The sequence below is a fragment of the Pseudarthrobacter sp. PS3-L1 genome (assembly GCF_030063285.1).
In the GTDB taxonomy this organism is placed as follows: domain Bacteria; phylum Actinomycetota; class Actinomycetes; order Actinomycetales; family Micrococcaceae; genus Arthrobacter.
This window is the reverse complement of sequence record NZ_JASISU010000004.1, coordinates 466372-486337: the sequence shown is the minus strand read 5'-3', so window position 1 is coordinate 486337 and position 19966 is coordinate 466372. Positions and strand designations below refer to the sequence as shown.

Here is a 19966-nt window from a genome sequence, read left to right as displayed (position 1 = left end):
ACGGGTTGGCTGGTTGGCAGACAGGCAGGGTGAAAGAACGGGACCAACAACCTGCGCCCGGTGTCGTTCCGTCCCAACCCCATCTGTGCCTCAGCCTGCTGGGACAAATTCACCATGCCCAGCCCTGCGGAGTCCGGCGCGCAACCGCTGCGCATTGGCGTCCAGGACTGCCGAATCGGGGTTCTGGTCAGCAGCCGCAAAATCAAAGTCCGCCATGGACATCGACGGCCATACATGGACATGGAGATGATTGATCTCGTACCCGGCAATAATCAGACCGGCACGCGACGCCGCAAAGACATCCACCTGGGCCTGGCCGATTCGCTGGGCCACTGATATGAGCCGTGCGAGTGTCTCCGGACTGGCGTCCGTCCACTTGTCCACCTCTTCTGTGGGGACCACCAGGGTGTGCCCGTCGGCCAGCGGTCCCGTTGTCAGGAATGCAGCTATGTCTGCTTCCCGCCACACAAAACGGCCGGGGATCTCCCCGTTGAGGATTTTTGTGAAAAGAGTGCTCACGTACTCGCCTTTCACCATGGCCGGGTCCGCCACAGAATGGTTGTTTACGGGTGTAATGCGCTGCCCATGGGGCGGCGGCGAAGGTCGTCCGGGTGTCATGTCTTCGACGCTACCGTGGTGTTGGCCCAGTAGCCACCAGACGCTCGGGATCACTTGACCAGGCGCTGAAGGAACCGGGAAACAGTGCTGCACTGATGCCTGCCACTTCAAGGGCTGCTATCTGATGGGCCGCAGTGACCCCAGAACCGCAGTAGACAGCCACCGAAGCCTCCTCGGTGATCCCCATCTCCGCAAACCGTTCACGCAACTCACTGGCGCTCAGGAATAGTCCATCCGGACCAATGTTCTCGGAGGTCGGTGCGCTGACTGCCCCGGGGATATGCCCGGCTCGCGGATCGAGGGGTTCAACCTCACCCCGATACCGCTCCCCCGCCCGGGCGTCCAACAGCATCCCCGACATCGAAAACCCAGCAGTAGCGTCGGCGTCAATCACTGGCATCAGGCCAGAGCCGAGGAGGATATCTCCAGGTTCGGCGAGCACTGTCCCCATTTCCAGCGGCAGTCCGGCCGCACGCCAGGCAGCCAGTCCGCCGTCGAGCAGGTGCACATGGACACCTGCATCACGAAGCATCCACCAGAGCCGTGCTGCCGCCAGGTTCCCTGAATCGTCGTAAGCGACCACACGATCACCGGTGCGGATGCCCCACCGGCGGGCGGCATCCTGGAAGGCACCAGCCGATGGAAGCGGGTGTCGGCCCTGCAATGGCTGATGCGGCCCGGCAAGATCGGCAGCAAGATCCACAAAAACGGCACCGGGGAGATGGCCCGCCTTAAAATGAACCAGGCCATGGGGATCGCCCAGGGACCAACGAACATCGAGGATGACCGTGCGCTTACCTGCCTGCAGTCGAGCCTGCAGGGTATGTGCATTGATAAGGGGTCCCACGCCGATTCCCTTCGAGACACTGCGGCCATTCTGGCCGATCACCTCCCACCTTAGCGGCCTGGACAACGCTCATGAAGGACACCGCCGGTAGGCTTGCCAGGTGATCATCGAGCCCGACGGCGGCAGCCGGACAAGTCAGCAGCGCCAGTGGGTCCAACGGGCCATTAGGACAGTCCAGGCGGAAAATAACAGGTCGGCTGACACCCATCTGTACTCTGTTCCGCTGCCTGAACAGTGGGGGGTCCAGCTCTACCTCAAAGATGAATCGACGCACCGTTCCGGCAGCCTTAAACATCGCCTTGCCCGGTCACTTTTCCTCTTCGGCCTGGTCAACGGCTGGATTCACGAGGGCACCACCGTCGTGGAGGCATCCAGCGGCAGCACGGCTGTGTCTGAGGCCTACTTCGCTCAGCTCCTGGGCCTGCCCTTCATTGCTGTCATGGCCAAGAGCACCAGCCCGGAAAAAATCGCCCTGATAGAGCAGTTCGGCGGTTCCTGCCTCCTGGTGGAGCATGCCTCGGATGTCTACGCGGCAGCGGAAGGCGCCGCGGCCAGCAGCGGAGGCCACTATATGGACCAGTTCACCTACGCAGAGCGCGCCACAGACTGGCGGGGAAACAACAATATTGCTGAATCGATCTTTGAGCAGTTGGCGCTTGAGGAACACCCTGTTCCCGAGTGGATCGTGGTGGGCGCGGGCACGGGCGGGACAAGCGCCACAATAGGCCGCTATCTCCGCTACAACTGCTACTCCACACGGTTGGCGGTAGTGGATCCGGAGAATTCAGCTTTCTATCCTGGCTGGCTCGATGGCGGGTCCATGGCCGCCACCGGGCAACCGTCACGGATCGAAGGGATCGGCCGGCCCAGGATGGAGCCCAGCTTTGTTCCCTCGGTCATCGACACCATGATCCAAGTACCTGACGCTGCCTCAATTGCGGCCATGCGCCATCTCTACACGCTCATGAACCTGCACGCGGGCCCGTCCACCGGAACCAATCTCTGGGGCGTCTGGCACCTTGTTGCGGACATGGTGGGCAAGGGCCAGCGCGGCAGCATTGTGTCCCTCATGTGCGACAGCGGAGACCGATACAAGGGCAGCTACTACAACGACGACTGGCTGTCTGAACGATCCCTGAATCCGCTCCCCTATGAGGCCCAGATTGCGGATTTCTTCAGCACGGGTACCTGGCGCTGACCTTAGATCTCGACGCTGTCCCCCGTGGCAAGGTGGGTATATTCGGTCCCATAGCGGGCACCCATGGATTTGAGGTGGCTTTCCACTACTGTGACGCCGACGTCGCTGAGGAGCGCATCATGGATCTGGAACGCTTTGGGAGCGCCGACGCTGATCATGAAATCAATGACGTCCGCTGACTTGCTCCACGGAGCGTGAATGGGAAGCAATAAGGCCTGGACCGTGACCCCGTCCGGAACAACAAAGCTGTCGCCAGGGTGGTAGAGCCTGCCGTCCACCAAATATCCAATGTTGGCCACCAGCGGAACCTGCGGATGAATGAGTGCGTGCTGGCCACCAAAACAACGAACGGCGAATCCCGCCGCCTCGAATGTGCTGCCGGGGGTGGCGTCAATGATCCTGGCTTCAGCGTCCGGCGCCTGACTGCGCAGGTTTACTGCAACTGCAGCTGGCGCATGCACGAACAGGGCAGGGTTGGCCATCAACGCAGCCACGACTGCCGGGATGTCCAAGTGGTCTGCATGTTCATGCGTGATGAGAACGGCGTCGGCCCCCGTCAGGGCCTTGCCCGCCTCGGAAAACGTACCCGGGTCAAGAACCAGGACTTTTCCATCACGCTCGAGGCGAACACAGGCGTGGGCGAATTTCGTCAGCTTCATCACACCAGCCTAGGCCGACTCTGATGGGGTGTCCACGCAGGCGCTGCTGGTAATCTTGGACCTTGCCATCCACCAGCAGGAAGCAGGTCAGTCCATGCCCCACGGCACGACGAATGACGGTTCCGCGATCACCGAACTTGCCCCGGCAGGAAAAGAACAGCGGGTGACCAAGCAGCGTCGTGCCGTCAGTGCAGCGCTGGACAGCCTCGATGATTTTGTGAGTACGCAGGAACTGTACCGGCTCCTGCAAAACCAGGGCACATCGGTTTCACTTGCCACTGCCTACCGCATTCTTCAGTCCATGGCGGATGACGGCCAGGTGGACGTGTTGCGAAATGGCGACGGTGAAGCCGTCTACAGGCGCTGCGCAGTCACTGGGCATCACCACCACCTCCTGTGCCGGAACTGCGGGAAGGCAGTTGAGGTCGAGGCTCCTGCTGTCGAAACGTGGGCATCGAGGATCGCCGCCGAACACGGATACACAGAGGTTGCACACACTGTTGAAATCTTTGGGCTCTGCCCGGAGTGTTCTGCCCTTCGAGCCGCCGGCAATCTCTAGTCTGAGACTCCCCAACCTCTTTGTTCAGGCCCCGACGCTCAGGATTTCACGGCTGTGGCATGGGCCCCAACGATCCGCCCATTGCCGCCTCGGCTGCGAACTCCGCCAATGATGCGGCACACCACGTAGATTAAGAATGACAGCGTGGTCACGTAGGGGCTGATGGGAATGCGGCCACCTAGAGCAAGCAGGATCCCGCCCACGGTTGCCGTCATGGCAAAAATAACGCTCAGGAGGACAACTGCCCACGGCGCTGAGGTAACGCGAAGCGCAGCGGCCGCAGGAGTAATGAGCAGCGCCAGGACAAGCAGGGCACCCACCACCTGGATGGACAGGGCGACGCTGACACCGAGCAGCACCATGAAGGCAATGGACAGTGCGCGCACGGGCACGCCCCTTGCTTCCGCCAACTCAGGATCGATACTGCCAAAGCTCAGGGGCCGCCAGATGGCCACAAGCGCCACCATGACCACCACGGCAGTGCCCGCAAGAGCCTGCAGCTGGACAGTATCAACGGAAACGATCTGGCCGGTCAGGAGGCCAAACTTATTGGCTGCGCGCCCCTCGTAAAGGGAAAGAAAAAGGATTCCAAGGCCCAGCCCAAAAGGCATGATCACGCCGATGATTGAATTTTTGTCTCGCGCCCGGACCCCCATGAGGCCCAACAGCAAGGCTGCAGCAACGGAGCCCACCAGGGAGCCAAACACAATATCCGCACCGATCAGCAGGGCAAAGGACGCCCCCGCGAAAGACAGCTCCGAAATGCCGTGTACGGCGAACGCCAGATCCCGTTTCATGACAAAAGTACCCACCAGCCCACCGAGTAGTCCCAGGACAGCTCCGGCCCAGATGGAGTTCTGGACCAACGCCAGGAGCTCGCCGTAGTTCTCGAAGCTGAAAATCGAGGAAAATACGTCACTGAAATTCATTCAGGGCACCTCGTCGGCATGGGGCTCTGGATGCTGATGGGTGGCGGCGTCGGGAAGCCCCACCACGACAATCCTGCCGTTGGCATGGATGACTTCAACCCTGGTTCCGTACAGGTCGGACAGGACTTCTGTGGTCATGACCTCCGCAGGGGTACCCACCCGGAAACGACCCCCGGCAAGGTAGAGCACACGGTCAACATAGTCCATGATGGGGTTGATCTCGTGGGTGACAAAAACAACTGCGCTGTCCCGCTCGCGACACTGGACGTTGATGAGGGAACTGACTTCCTGCTGGTGATGCAGGTCCAGGGACAGCAAGGGTTCATCACACAGCAAGACTTCCGGTGTGGTTGCCAGGGCCTGGGCCACACGTAGCCGTTGCTGCTCTCCACCGGAGAGCAGGCCCACGGGAACATCCGCATAGTCCGTGGCGCCAACTTCGGCGAGAAGTTCATCTACCTGGCGATTCACCGCTCGAGGATGAAGCCGGATCCCCCAGCGGTGACCATCAACCCCTAACGCCACCAGGTCCCGGGCACGCAGCGGAGTATCTGGCGAGAAGGACTTCTGCTGGGGAATATAGCCAATCCTGTTGCTACCCCGCCGTACGGCCTCCCCACCGAGCTGGGCAGTCCCGGTGGTGAGCTCCTGCAGGCCCAAAAGGACCTTCAGGAAGCTGGTCTTTCCACTCCCGTTCGGCCCTAGGACCGCGAAAAACTCTCCTGGAGCGATGTCGAGGTCCAGATCATCCCACAGTGTCCGGGCCCCGAACGAGAGGGATGCCCCGCGAAGACTCACCGCTGGCTGCACTTATTTGTTCTCCAAGACTGTCTTGACGCTGTTGACATTTTCACTCATCCAGCCGAGGTAGTCCTTGCCATCTGGCAGGGTTTCGCTGAAGTCGATAACGGGGACACCGGCCTGTTCTGCGGCCTGCTTGACGGCAAGGGTCTGCGGACCCTCCGTCTGCGTGTTGTACGCCAGGAAGGCAAGCGCTCCGGAGCTGGCAAGATCAGTGGTTTCCTTCAGGACAGCAGGAGAGACGTCCGTGCCTTCCTCTATCGCTGAACTGTAGTCCTGCGGTGTCCCGTTCTCCAGCCCTGCAGCCTCCAGCAGGTAGAGCGGCACAGGCTCGGTGATTGCCACCGCCGTGCCGGCCGAGGTCTCCGAGAGGTTTGTGAGTTCAGCTGAGAGCCCCTTGAGGCCTTCCTTGAAGGTCGCCGCGTTGGCGGTAAAGTCCGCCGCCGCATCAGGCTTCAGCCCGCCAAGCTTCAACGCGACAGCGTCGGCAAGTTTGCCCATGGCATCAAAGTTGTACCAGACATGTTCATTGAACCCTGCGTGATCGTGGTTGTGCTCCGTGTCCGCGGCAGAATCGTCAGCTACTGAACCGCTGGCGCCCTCGTGGGAGTCCCCTTCCTCCAGTCCGGACACCTCCACTGCACTCACGATCGAGTCTGGATCGACATTCGTGTCCTCAGCCATGGTGTCGAGGAAAACGTCGTAACCGCCGCCATTCTCGATGATCAACCCGGCTTTGGAGATGGCCAGCTTGTCCTGGGCAGTCGCCTCGTAGGAATGCGGATCCTGGCTGGGCTTGGTGATGATGGATGTGACGCTCACGTTGGCTCCACCAATTGCCTTCGCGATGTCACCGTAGACGTTCGTGGCCGTGACAACCTGCACTGTCCCATCGGAGGTGGTGCCTGCGGAATCAGCCGACGCAGCACATCCTGACAGAAGAAGTCCCACCCCTGCGATAGTCGATAGCGGAACAAGGGGAAGACGCATGAGCAGACCTCGAATCAGACGGGAATGGGGTTCCAGTATATCGCCAAATGGGAATGATTCCTATTTAGATCAATGCACCATGAGAAAATCCGCCCTTTGGACAGTGTCCAGGGGTCCTTACCCGCTCATGCCTGTTCGGGTTGGCCAAGCCGCCTGATTCCCGTTGCCTGGGTGGCATCCCTGATTTCACCGACCAGGAGCTCAATGACGTCCTCCAGGAACAGCACACCTCGCGTAGTCCCGTCGGGACCAATGACACGGGCAAGGTGGGATCCGGACCTTTGCATCACGGACATTGCTTTCTCGATTTCGTCATCAAGGGAAACGTTGGCCAGGGACCGGATACGGCTCTCCGCGACAGGATAGTGGTATGCCTCCTGCGGAATCGAGAGGACATCCTTGATGTGCAGGTATCCCGAAAGTAGGCCGTCTTCATCAAGCATGGGAAACCTGGAAAAGCCTGTCCGCCGCACGGCCTTTTCCAACCCCACAGGGGTGGTGGAGGCCTTGAGCATCACGAGCTTGTCCACCGGAACCATGATGCTCTCCGCAGTATGCTCGGAGAATTCCAGAGCACCCGTAATCAGTCCCGCGTCATCGTCAACCAGGCCGTGCCGCGTCGACTCCTGCACGATTGACTGCACCTCTTCCAAGGTGAACGAGGAGCTCACCTCATCCTTGGGCTCAATTTTCATCAGCTTGAGGATGTGGTTGGCAGACCAGTTCAGCGCAACGATGATCGGGTTGACTAGGCGTCCAATGAACATCAACGGCGGGGCCAGCAGGAGTGCCGCCTTGTCAGCCACGGACACAGAGATGTTCTTCGGCACCATCTCCCCGAACGTTACGTGCAGGAACGTCACCGCAAGGAGTGCGATCGCGAAAGCAACAACGTCGGCGATCTCGACAGGCATGCCAACAGCCTCAAGGGGCTCCGCGAGCAAGTGGTGGATAGCCGGTTCAGCGACCTGAAGAATCAGCAAAGAACAGACAGTGATTCCCAGCTGCGCGCACGCCAGCATGAGGGAAACATTCTCCATGGCGCGCAGGGTAGTCTGCGCCCGTTTTGAGCCCGCTTCTGCGAGTGGTTCGATCTGGCTGCGACGAGCAGACATGACGGCAAACTCCGCGCCAACGAAAAACGCGTTGCCCAAGAGCAGCACAACCAACCAGACAATTCCCGCCCAGTCGCTCACTGTGCGGTCCCTGCGCTGGTGGTATCGGTGGACAGCGGGGCGGCGGGGTGGAAGCTGATCCTGTCGATCCGTCTGCCATCCATCCGCGTCACACTGAGCGTGCCGCCTTCCACATCAACCCTGTCACCGACCGTAGCGATCCGGCCCAGTTCACTCATGACGTAACCACCCACGGTCTCGTAGGCTGACTCGTCCGGGACCACGAGGCCCGGCACCTGCTCACCCAGTTCGTCAGGGCGCAGCAAGCCCGGGAAATACCAGTCGCCAGAGGCACTCTGCAGGAGTCCGGGGCGGACCTTGTCATGTTCATCCGCCACTTCTCCAACAATTTCTTCGACAAGGTCCTCAAGTGTTGTGACTCCTGCAGTTCCGCCGTATTCATCCAGGACGACGGCGAGCTGCAGGTTTCCCTCGCGCAGTTCTGCCAGCAGGGCGTCCAGGTGAATGGTTTCCGGGACGCGCAGCACATCAGTCATGATGGCACCCGCTTCAAGCCCGGCACGTTTCTGCGCAGGGACAGCTATGGCCTTTTTTACGTGCACCACACCCCGGATGTCATCGGATGAATCGCCAATCACAGGGAAGCGTGAGTAACCTGTCCGCCTCGCTGCGGCGATGATGTCCGAGACCGGCTGGTCGGCGTCTATGGACTCCATGCGGATCCGCGGAGTCATCACATCCGCGGCCGTCCGACTGGAAAAGTTCAGGGTACGGGAAACGAAGTTGGCAGTGCCGACGTCGAGCGTTCCCATGGCCGCAGACCGACGTACCAGTGACGAGAGCTCCGCAGGTGTCCGGGCCCCGGAGATCTCCTCTTTGGCCTCAAGCCCAAAGACGTTCAGAACCTTGTTGGAAAAACCGTTGAGTACCAGGATGGCTGGTCTGAAAATGGCGGTAAAGACCAGTTGCGGTCGCGCCAGGGTCTTCCCCATCTGAAAAGACATGGCAATGGCCATGTTTTTCGGAACCAGCTCACCCATGAGCATGGAGAGAAGGGTTGCCAGTGCCATGGCGAGGACAAGCGAGATGGACGCTGCGGCCGCTGCGGGAAGCCCCACATTCAACAGCACCGGGGCCAGGAGCTTGCCAACCGAAGGTTCCATGACATACCCGGTGAGGAGGGTGGTCATGGTGATGCCAAGCTGGCAGCTCGAGAGTTGGGTGGAGAGCGATTTTAGGCACTTCAGCAGTGGAATCGCAGCCGTGTCGCCATTGTCGATGGCACGTTGGACAGTGGCCTGGTCGATGGCAATCAAGGAAAACTCCACCGCTACAAAAAAACCGGTCCCCGCAATGAGGAGCAGGCCGGCAAGCAGGAGGAACCACTCCATCAGCTGTTACCGCCCGGCAGTGGTCGCCGTGAGAGTGCGGCGGCGGGTGGAGGATGGTCGCCTGGCACCGCTTCCCGTTGCGATCTGCCCTCCGATGTTCTTTCCGGCGATTTCTCCGAGGGGATCTGGTCTTCCGCAGACTGCTGAAGATGATGGGCGCGTGGTCGGGGTTTGCCGGCTTTGTGGGCTGTGTGGGCTGGGGCGTGGGAACCCCGTTGCCAGAACCCAGGCCGGCACCTGGAATTACTGTCCATAAGGATTTGATTCTACAGGAGCAACAAGCCGCCCGGATGGCGGCCGGGGGCGACCATCCGAGTACTCGGGAGGGCCCAGCACCTCTGGGCGGCCGACGAGCTCGCGCCGCGGGGACCAGCGCCGTCCCATGATGTCCATCACCCTCATTGGCGGTTAACGCACGATGCTTACTACACTGGCAAGGTCTGGGTTCAGAGGACGCAGAGATTGGCAGCCCTGATGTGCAACGGCACCGGCGGCCAAGCAGAAATCAAACTCATGGAAGAGGCGTATTCCAAGTGCCAGAGCAGCCAAGCCACCGTCTACCAGAGGAATTTGGCGGAAACGAGTGGCTCGTTGACGAACTGTACGAGCAGTACCAGCAGGACAAGAACGCAGTGGACTCCAAGTGGTGGCCGCTCTTCGCGTCCTTCGACTCGGGCAGCGGCTCTTCGTCCAACGGGACTGCACCTGCGCCTGAAGCGCGCCCTTCCACGCGTGAGCTCCCTGTGGTAACCCAGAAAGTACAGGCACCAACAGCTCCGCAGCCCGCCAAGGCTGAAGCACCCCCAGCGCCGGTGAAGGCTCCCGCCACCCCTGCCTCACCGCCGTCGGCCCCTGCAGCAAAGAAGGCTCCCGCCACGGTAGCTCGGGACGGCTCAACAAAATCAGAACCCGGCACCGCCGCCCATCCCATTCCGGCGCAGTTGCCCAAGAACAACAAGGCACCCAGCGCACCGGAAGAGGATGTTGTCTCAGTCCTTCGTGGGCCGGCAAAGGCCATCGCCTCCAACATGGTCTCCAGCCTTGAAGTCCCCACGGCGACAAGCGTCAGGGCAATCCCGGCGAAACTGCTGATTGACAACCGCTTGGTGATCAACTCGAACTTGGCACGGGCACGCGGTGGCAAGGTCTCTTTCACCCACCTCATCGGCTACGCGGTCATCAGGGCCCTCGCCCAGTTCCCGTCCATGAACGTCTTCTACAGCGAAGTTGACGGCAAGCCTGTCGCTGTCCAGCCCGCGCACGTGAACTTCGGCATCGCCATTGATATGCCCAAGCCGGACGGCACGAGGCTGCTGATGGTTCCCAACATCAAAAAAGCCGAAACACTGAACTTCTCCGAGTTCTGGCACACCTACGAAGATCTGATCAAACGCGCCCGCGCTGGCAAGCTGACAGCCGACGACCACTCCGGAACCACCGTCTCCCTGACCAACCCGGGCGGCATTGGAACTGTTCACTCGGTTCCCCGTCTTTCCAAGGGGCAGGCAGCCATCATTGGCGTCGGCGCACTGGACTACCCGGCCGAGTTCCAGGGCACCAGCGAAAAGATCATCGCCCACAGCGCCATCAGTAAAGTACTGACGCTGACGTCCACCTATGACCACCGTGTCATTCAGGGTGCAGGCAGTGGCGAATTCCTCAAGTTGGTCCACCAGCTCCTGCTGGGCGCACAGAACTTCTACGACGAAATCTTCGAGTCGCTGCGCATCCCCTACGAACCTGTCCGGTGGAGCCCTGACCTCCAGGTGGATCCAGCTGACCAGGTCAACAAGGTCGCGCGCATCCAGCAGCTGATCCACTCCTACAGGGTCCGCGGTCACCTGATGGCTGACACTGATCCCCTCAAGTATGTCCAGCGCAAGCACCCCGACTTGGACGTCCTCACCTACGGCCTTACCCTGTGGGACCTCGACCGCGATTGGCCCACGGGTGGTTTCGGTGGCAAGCCGATGCTCGCATTCCGCGACATCCTCGGCGTTCTCCGCGATGCCTACTGCCGCACCACCGGCATTGAGTACATGCACATCCAGGAACCCGAGGAACGCAAGTGGTTCCAGGACCAGCTTGAGCACCCCTACTCGAAGCCCACCCGCGAAGAGCAGCTCCGTATTGTTTCCAAACTCAACGCGGCGGAGGCCTTCGAAACCTTCTTGCAAACAAAGTTTGTCGGCCAGAAGCGCTTCTCCCTTGAAGGCGGCGAGTCGCTGATCCCGCTGCTCGATTCCATCATGTCCGATGCAGCGGATGACGGCCTCGACGAGGTCGCAATCGGCATGGCCCACCGTGGCCGCCTGAACGTCCTCACGAACATCGCCGGCAAGACCTACGCCCAGGTCTTCCGCGAATTTGAGGGAACCCAGGATCCCCGCTCCGTCCAAGGTTCCGGCGATGTGAAATACCACCTTGGCACCGAGGGTACCTTCACCTCTGACTCAGGCAACGAGACAAAGGTCTACCTGGCGGCAAACCCCTCACACCTGGAAGCTGTCGACTCGGTCCTCGAAGGTATTGTCCGCGCCAAGCAGGACCGGTTGGATCAGGGCGAAGACTTCCCCGTTCTGCCCATCATGGTCCACGGCGATGCCGCATTCGCCGGTCAGGGCGTTGTGGCGGAGACACTGAACCTCTCGCAGCTGCGCGGCTACCGCACCGGTGGCACCATCCATGTGGTGGTGAACAACCAGGTTGGTTTCACCACCGCACCGTCCTCCTCAAGGTCCTCGACCTACTCGACCGACGTTGCCAAAATGATCCAGGCCCCCGTCTTCCATGTGAACGGTGACGACCCAGAGGCTGTTGTCCGCGTTGGACAGCTCGCCTACGAGTTCCGCCAGCGGTTCCACAAGGATGTTGTCATCGACATGGTCTGCTACCGCCGTCGCGGGCACAATGAGGGTGACGATCCCTCGATGACGCAGCCACTGATGTACAACCTCATCGAGGCCAAGCGTTCCGTTCGGAAGCTGTACACAGAGTCGCTCATTGGGCGAGGTGACATCACCGAGGAAGAAGCAGAACAGCTCCTGCGTGACTACCAGGAACGTCTAGAGCGCGTCTTTGCAGAAACTCACGCCGCACAGACGTCGCCCATCCCGATCATTACCTCCGACTCTGCTGCAGTGTCTGATATTGAACGGCCAAACGCCCAGCAGGCCGACTTCGGTATCAACTCGCCGTCGTCCACGGCAATCTCGTCAGAGATGCTGGCCCGGATCGGTACAGCACACATGGAAATCCCCGAGGGCTTCTCCGTGCACACAAAACTCAAGCAGCTCCTAGAAAAGCGCGAACAGATGTCCCGTGAAGGCGGCATCGACTGGGGCTTTGGCGAAATTGCCGCATTTGGTTCGCTGATCATGGAAGGAGTTCCCGTTCGGCTGGCCGGACAGGACTCACGCCGTGGAACCTTTGTGCAACGTCACGCAGTGTTCCACGATCGCGCAAACGGCCATGAGTGGCTGCCTCTGGAAAACCTCTCCACCGATCAGGCGAAGCTGTGGATCTACGATTCCCTGCTGTCCGAATACGCTGCCATGGGCTTCGAATACGGATACTCGGTGGAACGCCCCGATGCCCTGGTTCTCTGGGAGGCCCAGTTCGGTGACTTCGTCAACGGTGCGCAGACCATCATTGATGAATTCATTTCTTCAGCAGAGCAGAAGTGGGGTCAGCGCTCATCCTTGGTCCTCATGCTGCCGCACGGCTATGAGGGACAGGGCCCCGACCACTCTTCGGCCCGGATTGAACGTTTCCTTCTGATGTGCGCCGAGCAGAACATGATCGTGGCCAACCCCACGACGGCGGCTTCCCACTTCCACCTGCTCCGACGCCAGGCGTACAGCCGTCCGCGCAAACCGTTGATCATCTTCACGCCCAAACAGCTGCTTCGCCTGAAGGCTGCCGCGTCGGCCGTGGAGGACTTCACCACCGGTTCCTTCCGTCCGGTCATTGGCGAACATGAAAAACTCGCAGCGGATTCTGTCGATCGTGTTCTCTTGGTTTCGGGGCGGCTGTACTACGACCTGCTCTCGACGCGCCAGAAGACAGGCGATACCAGTACGGCAATCGTCCGGGTCGAACAGCTCTATCCACTCCCTGCAGAGGAGATTACGGCAGAACTGGCCAAGTACCCGAACGCTGAAGTCGTGTGGGCTCAGGACGAGCCAGCGAACCAAGGACCATGGCCCTTCATGGGCCTGAACCTGCCCGAGGCACTGGACCGCAAGGTGCGCCTGGTTTCACGTTCGGCATCAGCGTCAACTGCTGCCGGTTCCATGAAGAGGCACTCTGCTGAACAGGACACCCTCCTCAAGCAGGCTTTCACGCGCAAGTAGCGTCGAAAAGAAACCCCTGGCTGCCCGGCCGGTTGTCATGGAACCAGACACCGTCCGGGCAGTTGGCGGTTAAATGCAGACGCGTACCGTTTAATAGGAGAGGCAGCCACGGCTGCCGGAGAACCGGGACTCCCCCACCACCCTTCCGGAGACCGGCACGTGGCTGGACAGCACGACCAATCGAAGTAAAGAGGCGCTTGTGGAAGACAGGAAGCTGCGGATAGCGGCTGTTGGAGACGAACTGCTGGCTGGTTTGGGTGACCCCCGGGCTTTGGGCTGGCTCGGCCGGGTACTGGCCCGAACTCCACAGGACGACCTCTCGATTGAAAGCTACCCGCTGCCGTGTCCGGCAGAGGGCACCGAGGGACTCGCGGAGCGCTGGCTAACGGAAGCCGGCCGGCGGTTCAGTCCAACCCATGAGAACCGGCTTGTCATTGGGCTTTCGGGCCGCGATATTGAGTTTGGCCTCTCCACGGCGAGAAGTCGCTTGAACCTCGCGAACATCCTTGATTCAGCCACCCAGAATCGGATTGAGGTTTTTGTGGTGGGGCCACCGCCAACCCTGGATCCAGCCCAAAACAAGCGGCTCGGCGACCTCAACACTGCTTTTGCTGATGTCACCACACGCCGCAAACACCTGTACGTGGATACTTTTTCCCCGCTCCTAAATCACGAGCAATGGCGTCAGGACCTGGCTGCAAACAGCGGCACTCCAGGACAGGCAGGCTATGGCCTGATGGCATGGCTGGTCCTGCACCGCGGCTGGTTCCAGTGGTTGGGTATCGAAGCCGCCGAGTAGTTCACTGATCAGTCGCTAACCGGCATGCCGGTTAGCGACTGATCATCCAATGTGGGAGAATTGAGGGCAGCTCTTTTTGAGCACCGACAGTAAGGAGGCCAACTATGAGCAAGCGTGCACGTAAACGTCGTGACCGTAAGCGTGGCGGCGCGAACCACGGTAAGCGCCCCAACACCTAAGCCCCAGGCTTTGGGTAATAGATTTAAAGACAACACCCCGAAACCTCACGGTTTCGGGGTGTTGTCTTTAACTCTTCGTGGTCCCGGGCAGACACGGCGGCCGGAAACGCTTCTGGCTGGCTTAGGCCTCTACGGGCCGTCCCGCATGGATCCGGTCCAAGATCGCATTTTTCAGGCCAGCAGGAGCAGCTTCCGTGCAGGACCTCTTGACCATATTCCGGATCACGCATTCCAGGTCGTACTGTCCAGCGCATTCCGGACACGCATCCAGGTGTTCCTTGATTTCGCCGAGGTCCTCGACCGTCAACGCCCCATCAAGGTACTCCCAGATCCGTTGCATCCGCGTGTCATCGCAGTCGCCCAATCCTTGGCAGTCGCTCATTTTCCTGTCTCCTGTTTTTTGGGATCGTTCGTGGTAGCCAGAGTCTTTGTGCCAGCATCAGCTTCCTGGACCGCGGCTGCACCCTTGAACCCGCGCTCTGCCGCATAGTCCGCCAGCATGTCCCGCAGCATCTTTCGCCCGCGGTGCAGTCGGGACATGACGGTACCGATGGGAGTGTTCATGATGTCCGAGATCTCCTTGTAGGCAAACCCCTCAACATCAGCGAAGTAGACCGCAAGCCTGAACTCCTCCGGAATGGACTGCAGGGCCCTCTTGACGTCAGAGTCGGGAAGATGATCGAGCGCCTCGACTTCAGCCGAGCGCAGACCCGTCGACGTGTGTTGCCCGGCCCTCGCCAGCTGCCAGTCCTCGATCGTGTCCGAATTGGACTGCAGAGGCTCACGCTGACGCTTGCGGTAGAGATTGATGTAGGTGTTGGTCAGGATCCTGTACAGCCAGGCTTTGAGGTTGGTTCCCGGCTTGTACTGGTGGAATGCAGAAAACGCCTTGGTGTAGGCCTCTTGGACCAAATCCTCGGCATCTGCTGGATTCCGGGCCATTCGCATTGCGGCTGAATACAGCTGATCGATATACTGCATGGCGTCTCGCTCAAACCGAAGGCGGCGCTCCTGCGTGGTCTCACTGGAGACATCCACATCCGCACCCGATTCCAGCGCCGACGCAGGCTTCGGGGTCGCCACAGCGGTGCTGGCGGTGCTGTCGTCTTTTCCGGCAGCTTCGTACATGGCCGTTGCGGCCGGATCCATGGTGCTCATCGCGTTCAAGTCTACTGTCACGACGCCGCGCTCACGTGTTGAGGATCTTCGGCGTGACGATTCCAGTGCTCCGAGCCCCAAGGGCCCTGAAGTATCGGTAGTGGCCTTTAACAGTGTCAAAGCTCCGGCTCCGCTCCTCAGTGGTGGTGTTCTCAATGTCAGGTTCTTCCAGAATCCCTGGTGGGATGAGGACCCGTCCTGCAGTCCCCCTCTTTCGGATTCTGTTATGCATAACCGCGGGGTTCCGGCAAATATTCCGCAAAAGTGCAAGGATGGATCTGATCGCCCGCCACCAGGTGTGGTTCGACAAGCCAGGAGGAACAAGATGTCCTTTACCCGTTTTCTCGCCCGCCCCATGCTGGCTTCAAGTTTCGTCGTTGCAGGCGTGGACAAGCTGAAGAATGCTGACGACACGGCCACCCTGCTCTCCCCCCTGCTTCGTAGGGCCGCGGACTCCCTTCCCTTTGCCACCAACGACAAGGTAGTAGCCCGCGTCATTGGTGGTACCCAGATAGGTGCAGGCGTGTTGTTCGGACTGGGCAAGTTCGCCCGTCTTTCTGCCACTGTCCTGACGGTTGTCTCGGCACTGAACACGTTCGTGGAATGGCGCAGCGCTGACATCAGCACAAAAGAGGGCCGTAACGCCCGCCGTAACCAGCTCCTGAAGAACATTTCCCTCAGCGGTGGGATCCTGCTGGCGTCTGTTGACCGCGACGGGAAGCCGAGCCTGGCGTGGCGTGCGGAGCACCTTGCCGCGGATGCCAAAAAGTCCGCGACGCACCTGGGCCGCGATGTCAAGAAGTCCACGGAGAAGCAGCTTCGCAAGGCAGACAAGACTGTTCGCCACACTGTCGACCGCGCAGTGGGGGCATAAGCGAGCATGACCGGTTCCGCCGCCCACACCACCACCCCTGCTCCGTGGGCGGCCCCATTTGCCGCGCACCCCATCAACGCGACGGTCCAGGTACCGGGTTCCAAGTCCCTGACCAACAGGTTTCTGGTTCTGGCAGCCCTAGCTGATGGACCGTCCCGCCTGCGGGCCCCGCTGCATTCCCGAGACTCGGCCCTGATGGTACGTGCCCTGCGCAACGTGGGTGCCCGCGTGACTGAAGTTGCGGGCGACGGCGCCTTTGGTCCCGATCTGCTGATCGAGCCCATGGCGGCAGCAGACGAAGGCGGCCAGCGCGCCAGCGTCGACTGCGGGCTTGCTGGAACTGTTATGCGGTTTGTGCCAGCACTGGCAGCGCTGCGGCATGGCGCCACGGAATTCGATGGTGACCCGCATGCCCGGCTTCGCCCCATGGGAACCATCATCGAAGCCCTCACCGGGCTGGGAATCACTGTCACAAGCCCAACGGGCGGCACAGCGGCGTCACTGCCTTTTACTGTGCAGGGCACAGGGGCGGTTCCGGGTGGACACCTCGTCGTTGACGCCAGTGCCTCGTCGCAGTTCGTGTCGGCACTGCTTCTTGTGGGAGCAAAATTCAGCAACGGTCTGCACCTCGAACACGTTGGCGCACCTGTTCCCAGCCTTGATCACATTGCCATGACTGTTTCGGTGCTCCGCGGGGTAGGCGTCATAGTTGATGATTCAGTACCCAATCACTGGATAGTCTCGCCCGGCCCTATCGCCGCTTTTGACATTGCGATCGAGCAGGACCTTTCCAACGCGGGGCCCTTTCTGGCAGCGGCATTAGCGGCACGCGGAACTGTACGGGTCCCCCACTGGCCGGAGCACACGACCCAGGTAGGCGACAAATGGCGAACAATCCTCTGTGCCATGGGCGCAGAGGTCCAGCTACAGGACGGAACGCTCTCGGTTACCGGCGGGCCCAGCATCAAGGGCGGGCACTTCGCTGATACCTCCGAACTTGCGCCCACGATCGCGGCCCTCTGCGTCCTGGCAGAAAGCCCGTCGACGCTGTCCGGAATTGCACACCTACGCGGTCATGAGACCGACAGGCTGGCCGCGCTGGTCACTGAAATCAACCGCTTGGGCGGTCACGCTGAGGAGACCCCAGACGGCTTGACCATTCATCCCAGGCCTCTTCACGCAGGAGTTGTTCGCAGCTACGCTGACCACCGTATGGCGACGGCGGGTGCCATTTTGGGCCTGGCTGTGCACGGCGTGGAGGTAGAAGACATCGCTACCACCGCCAAGACCATGCCGGATTTTCCACACCTCTGGCATGACATGCTCGACCAGTCCCAGGAACCCGCCAGCACTGAAAGATCAGATTTTGGCTCGCAGCACTGACTCCTGGGACGAGTCGGACGTCAGGATCCGACCAAGCAAGAAAGGCTCACGCCCGCGAACCAAGGACCGGCCCAGCCATGATGATGCAGTCACCGGACGCATCATCACCGTGGACCGTGGCCGCTACACGGCAATCGTGGGTGAGGACTCGGGCACGGAACGCATAGTCATTGCCGCCCGCGCCCGCGAGCTCCGTCGCTCCCCCGTCGTGGCGGGGGATTTTGTGTCGCTCGTGGGCGATGTCAGCGGTGAACCAGACACCCTGGCACGCCTCGTAAAGATCCAGGACCGCGCCACCCTGCTGCGGCGCAGTGCCGATGATACAGATCCCATTGAGCGGGTTGTGGTTGCCAACGCTGACCAGCTGGTTATTGTGGTGGCGGCGGCCAACCCCGAGCCCCGGACAGGGTTCATCGACCGAGCTCTCGTGGCGGCCTACGACGCCGGGATCTGGCCTCTTCTGCTGATCACCAAGGCCGACGTGAAGGATCCAGAGGATCTTCTGGCGAACTACATTCACCTTGATCTCCCTGTCATCATCAGCAGGACTGCCGATTCTGGCGCGTCAGGGGTGGACGCGCGTTCCGACGATGGCCTTTCGGCGAAACTCGACGGGCACGCCGTCCGGGCTCTGAAGGAACACCTGGACGGGAAAGTTACCGTCATGCTCGGGCACTCCGGAGTCGGAAAATCCACAATGGTGAATGCGCTCACGGGCGCAGAGCGGGCCACCGGCGGAGTCAATGCCGTCACTGGCCGTGGGCGCCACACTTCATCCTCAGCCCTTGCCCTCCGGATCACTGCCGCACCCACGGGAAGCTGGATTATTGATACTCCAGGCATCCGATCATTCGGCCTTGCGCACGTGGATCCGGACCGAATCCTCAGGGCCTTCCCTGATCTGGAACCTGGTACGGACTACTGTGCCAAGGGTTGCCTGCATCGAAAGGAAGCCAGGGACTGCGGACTGGATCGCTGGGTCAACGAGGGCCAAGCGGGCCCTTCGGGTCCGGAACGGCTCTCTTCGCTGCGACGGCTGCTAGGTGCAGATCCCCGACTGGAGGGCCAGGACTCGAAAGAGTTGGGCTCGATGTCCTGACAAGATGACGGCTCCGGCACGAAACCAGCCTTGAGCAGCGCGGCTGTCCCGGAGCAGTGGCCCTTTGCCGGTAGCTTGGAGGTATGTTTCAACCCGCCTCGCACTACAACGATGACCTTCGCCTCGCCCACGTGCTTGCTGACTCCGTAGATGACCAGACCATGAGCCGATTTAAGGCCCTGGACCTGAAGGTCGAGACCAAACCTGACCTCACTCCGGTTACCGATGCCGACAAATCAGCTGAGGAAGCAATCCGCGGTCAGCTGTCCCGCGCGCGCCCTCGTGACGCTGTGATTGGGGAAGAGTTCGGCACCTCCGGTCATGGCGCCCGCAAGTGGATCATCGATCCCATTGACGGGACCAAGAATTTCGTCAGGGGCGTCCCCGTCTGGGCTACCTTGATTGCACTCGTTGACGAGGGCGAACCCGTGGTAGGCGTTGTCAGCGCGCCGGCCCTCGGCAAGCGGTGGTGGGCAGCCAAGGGTGCCGGCGCATACATGGGCCGCTCCCTTGCCTCCGCGACCCGGCTTCGCGTTTCAGATGTCTCTTCACTCTCCGATGCATCGTTGAGCTATTCGAGCCTTACTGGGTGGAAGGACCGCGGCAACTTTGATGAGTTCCTGGGGCTGACGGACGACGTCTGGCGAACCCGCGCCTACGGGGACTTCTGGTCCTACTGCATGGTTGCTGAGGGCTCGGTGGACATCGCCTGCGAGCCTGAACTGAACCTGTATGACATGGCGGCGCTGGTGCCGATTGTGGTCGAGGCCGGCGGACGTTTCTCCTCCCTCGAAGGAGAGGACGGTCCCTTTGGCGGCAATGCACTGGCCACCAACTCGATCCTTCATTCGGAGGTTCTCCGACGACTCAATCCCGGCCTGGACGACCTTCTCTAGGAATCGGCGCGCAGTAGGTACGCACTTCCTCTGGGAGGGCCAACCGGCGGCAGGCCCTCCCTCGGGCCCGCCGCCGGATCGTTAATGTGGAAAAG

General features: G+C 60.8%; 19 protein-coding genes. 9 read left to right on the top strand and 10 right to left on the bottom strand.

Going from position 1 to position 19966, the window contains the following annotated elements; translation table 11 throughout:
• Nucleotides 1-90 precede the first annotated feature (90 nt).
• Complete coding sequence (locus QMG79_RS13520) at nt 91-519, bottom strand: HIT family protein (protein ID WP_283539103.1); 429 nt, start codon at nt 517-519, stop codon at nt 91-93.
• A 109-nt stretch (nt 520-628) separates the two neighbouring features.
• Complete coding sequence (locus tag QMG79_RS13515; protein ID WP_283539272.1) at nt 629-1465, bottom strand: sulfurtransferase; 837 nt, start codon at nt 1463-1465, stop codon at nt 629-631.
• A 106-nt stretch (nt 1466-1571) separates the two neighbouring features.
• Between QMG79_RS13515 and QMG79_RS13510 the strand changes: the two genes are divergently transcribed.
• Nucleotides 1572-2663: a PLP-dependent cysteine synthase family protein gene (locus QMG79_RS13510; protein ID WP_283539271.1), complete on the top strand. Its 1092-nt coding sequence runs from the start codon at nt 1572-1574 to the stop codon at nt 2661-2663.
• A 2-nt stretch (nt 2664-2665) separates the two neighbouring features.
• Here QMG79_RS13510 and QMG79_RS13505 read toward each other — a convergent pair whose 3' ends face one another.
• The gene (locus QMG79_RS13505; protein WP_283539102.1) at nt 2666-3322 is read right to left on the bottom strand and encodes an MBL fold metallo-hydrolase; all 657 of its coding nucleotides are present in this window, start codon (nt 3320-3322) and stop codon (nt 2666-2668) included.
• Between the two features lie 94 nt (nt 3323-3416).
• Between QMG79_RS13505 and QMG79_RS13500 the strand changes: the two genes are divergently transcribed.
• Nucleotides 3417-3881, top strand: a complete 465-nt coding sequence (locus QMG79_RS13500) for a Fur family transcriptional regulator (RefSeq protein ID WP_283539270.1) — start codon at nt 3417-3419, stop codon at nt 3879-3881.
• Between the two features lie 38 nt (nt 3882-3919).
• On the opposite strand, the gene QMG79_RS13495 is transcribed toward QMG79_RS13500, so the two are convergent.
• From QMG79_RS13495 to QMG79_RS13475, 5 genes are all read right to left on the bottom strand, one after another.
• Nucleotides 3920-4810, bottom strand: coding sequence for a metal ABC transporter permease (locus QMG79_RS13495; RefSeq protein ID WP_283539101.1), 891 nt, complete (start codon nt 4808-4810; stop codon nt 3920-3922).
• Nucleotides 4811-5608, bottom strand: coding sequence for a metal ABC transporter ATP-binding protein (locus tag QMG79_RS13490; RefSeq protein ID WP_283539100.1), 798 nt, complete (start codon nt 5606-5608; stop codon nt 4811-4813).
• Nucleotides 5609-5620: 12 nt separating this feature from the next.
• On the bottom strand, nt 5621-6601 hold the full coding sequence (locus tag QMG79_RS13485) for a metal ABC transporter solute-binding protein, Zn/Mn family (protein ID WP_283539099.1): 981 nt from the start codon (nt 6599-6601) through the stop codon (nt 5621-5623).
• Nucleotides 6602-6726: 125 nt separating this feature from the next.
• Nucleotides 6727-7797, bottom strand: coding sequence for a hemolysin family protein (locus QMG79_RS13480; RefSeq protein ID WP_283539098.1), 1071 nt, complete (start codon nt 7795-7797; stop codon nt 6727-6729).
• Nucleotides 7794-9128, bottom strand: coding sequence for a hemolysin family protein (locus QMG79_RS13475; protein ID WP_283539096.1), 1335 nt, complete (start codon nt 9126-9128; stop codon nt 7794-7796). Before QMG79_RS13475 ends, QMG79_RS13480 begins: the two co-directional genes overlap by 4 nt.
• Nucleotides 9129-9661: 533 nt before the next feature.
• Between QMG79_RS13475 and QMG79_RS13470 the strand changes: the two genes are divergently transcribed.
• The 3 genes from QMG79_RS13470 (at nt 9662) to QMG79_RS16640 (ending at nt 14461) form a co-directional block, all read left to right on the top strand.
• Nucleotides 9662-13483 (top strand): multifunctional oxoglutarate decarboxylase/oxoglutarate dehydrogenase thiamine pyrophosphate-binding subunit/dihydrolipoyllysine-residue succinyltransferase subunit, encoded by a 3822-nt coding sequence (locus tag QMG79_RS13470; RefSeq protein ID WP_283539095.1) that lies wholly within the window; start codon nt 9662-9664, stop codon nt 13481-13483.
• Between the two features lie 199 nt (nt 13484-13682).
• Nucleotides 13683-14282 carry a GDSL-type esterase/lipase family protein gene (locus QMG79_RS13465; protein WP_283539094.1) on the top strand — a complete coding sequence of 200 codons (600 nt, stop codon included), beginning with the start codon at nt 13683-13685 and terminating at the stop codon, nt 14280-14282.
• A 104-nt stretch (nt 14283-14386) separates the two neighbouring features.
• Nucleotides 14387-14461: a 50S ribosomal protein bL37 gene (locus QMG79_RS16640; protein WP_369299106.1), complete on the top strand. Its 75-nt coding sequence runs from the start codon at nt 14387-14389 to the stop codon at nt 14459-14461.
• 121 nt (nt 14462-14582) lie between these two features.
• Here the strand turns inward: QMG79_RS16640 and rsrA are convergent, their stop codons facing one another.
• Nucleotides 14583-14843 (bottom strand): mycothiol system anti-sigma-R factor, encoded by a 261-nt coding sequence (gene rsrA, locus QMG79_RS13460; RefSeq protein ID WP_283539093.1) that lies wholly within the window; start codon nt 14841-14843, stop codon nt 14583-14585.
• Nucleotides 14840-15619 (bottom strand): sigma-70 family RNA polymerase sigma factor, encoded by a 780-nt coding sequence (locus tag QMG79_RS13455; RefSeq protein WP_502934740.1) that lies wholly within the window; start codon nt 15617-15619, stop codon nt 14840-14842. Before QMG79_RS13455 ends, rsrA begins: the two co-directional genes overlap by 4 nt.
• A gap of 325 nt (nt 15620-15944) precedes the next feature.
• Here QMG79_RS13455 and QMG79_RS13450 point away from each other — a divergent pair, with 325 nt between their 5' ends.
• The 4 genes from QMG79_RS13450 (at nt 15945) to hisN (ending at nt 19871) form a co-directional block, all read left to right on the top strand.
• Nucleotides 15945-16493 (top strand): DoxX family protein, encoded by a 549-nt coding sequence (locus tag QMG79_RS13450; RefSeq protein ID WP_283539092.1) that lies wholly within the window; start codon nt 15945-15947, stop codon nt 16491-16493.
• A gap of 6 nt (nt 16494-16499) precedes the next feature.
• Complete coding sequence (aroA, locus tag QMG79_RS13445; RefSeq protein ID WP_283539091.1) at nt 16500-17876, top strand: 3-phosphoshikimate 1-carboxyvinyltransferase; 1377 nt, start codon at nt 16500-16502, stop codon at nt 17874-17876.
• A complete protein-coding gene (gene rsgA / locus QMG79_RS13440; RefSeq protein ID WP_283539090.1) occupies nt 17860-18975 on the top strand; it encodes a ribosome small subunit-dependent GTPase A in 1116 nt (371 codons plus the stop codon). The genes aroA and rsgA overlap by 17 nt, the downstream gene beginning before the upstream one ends.
• 83 nt (nt 18976-19058) lie before the next feature.
• Complete coding sequence (hisN, locus tag QMG79_RS13435; protein ID WP_283539089.1) at nt 19059-19871, top strand: histidinol-phosphatase; 813 nt, start codon at nt 19059-19061, stop codon at nt 19869-19871.
• Nucleotides 19872-19966: the final 95 nt, after the last annotated feature.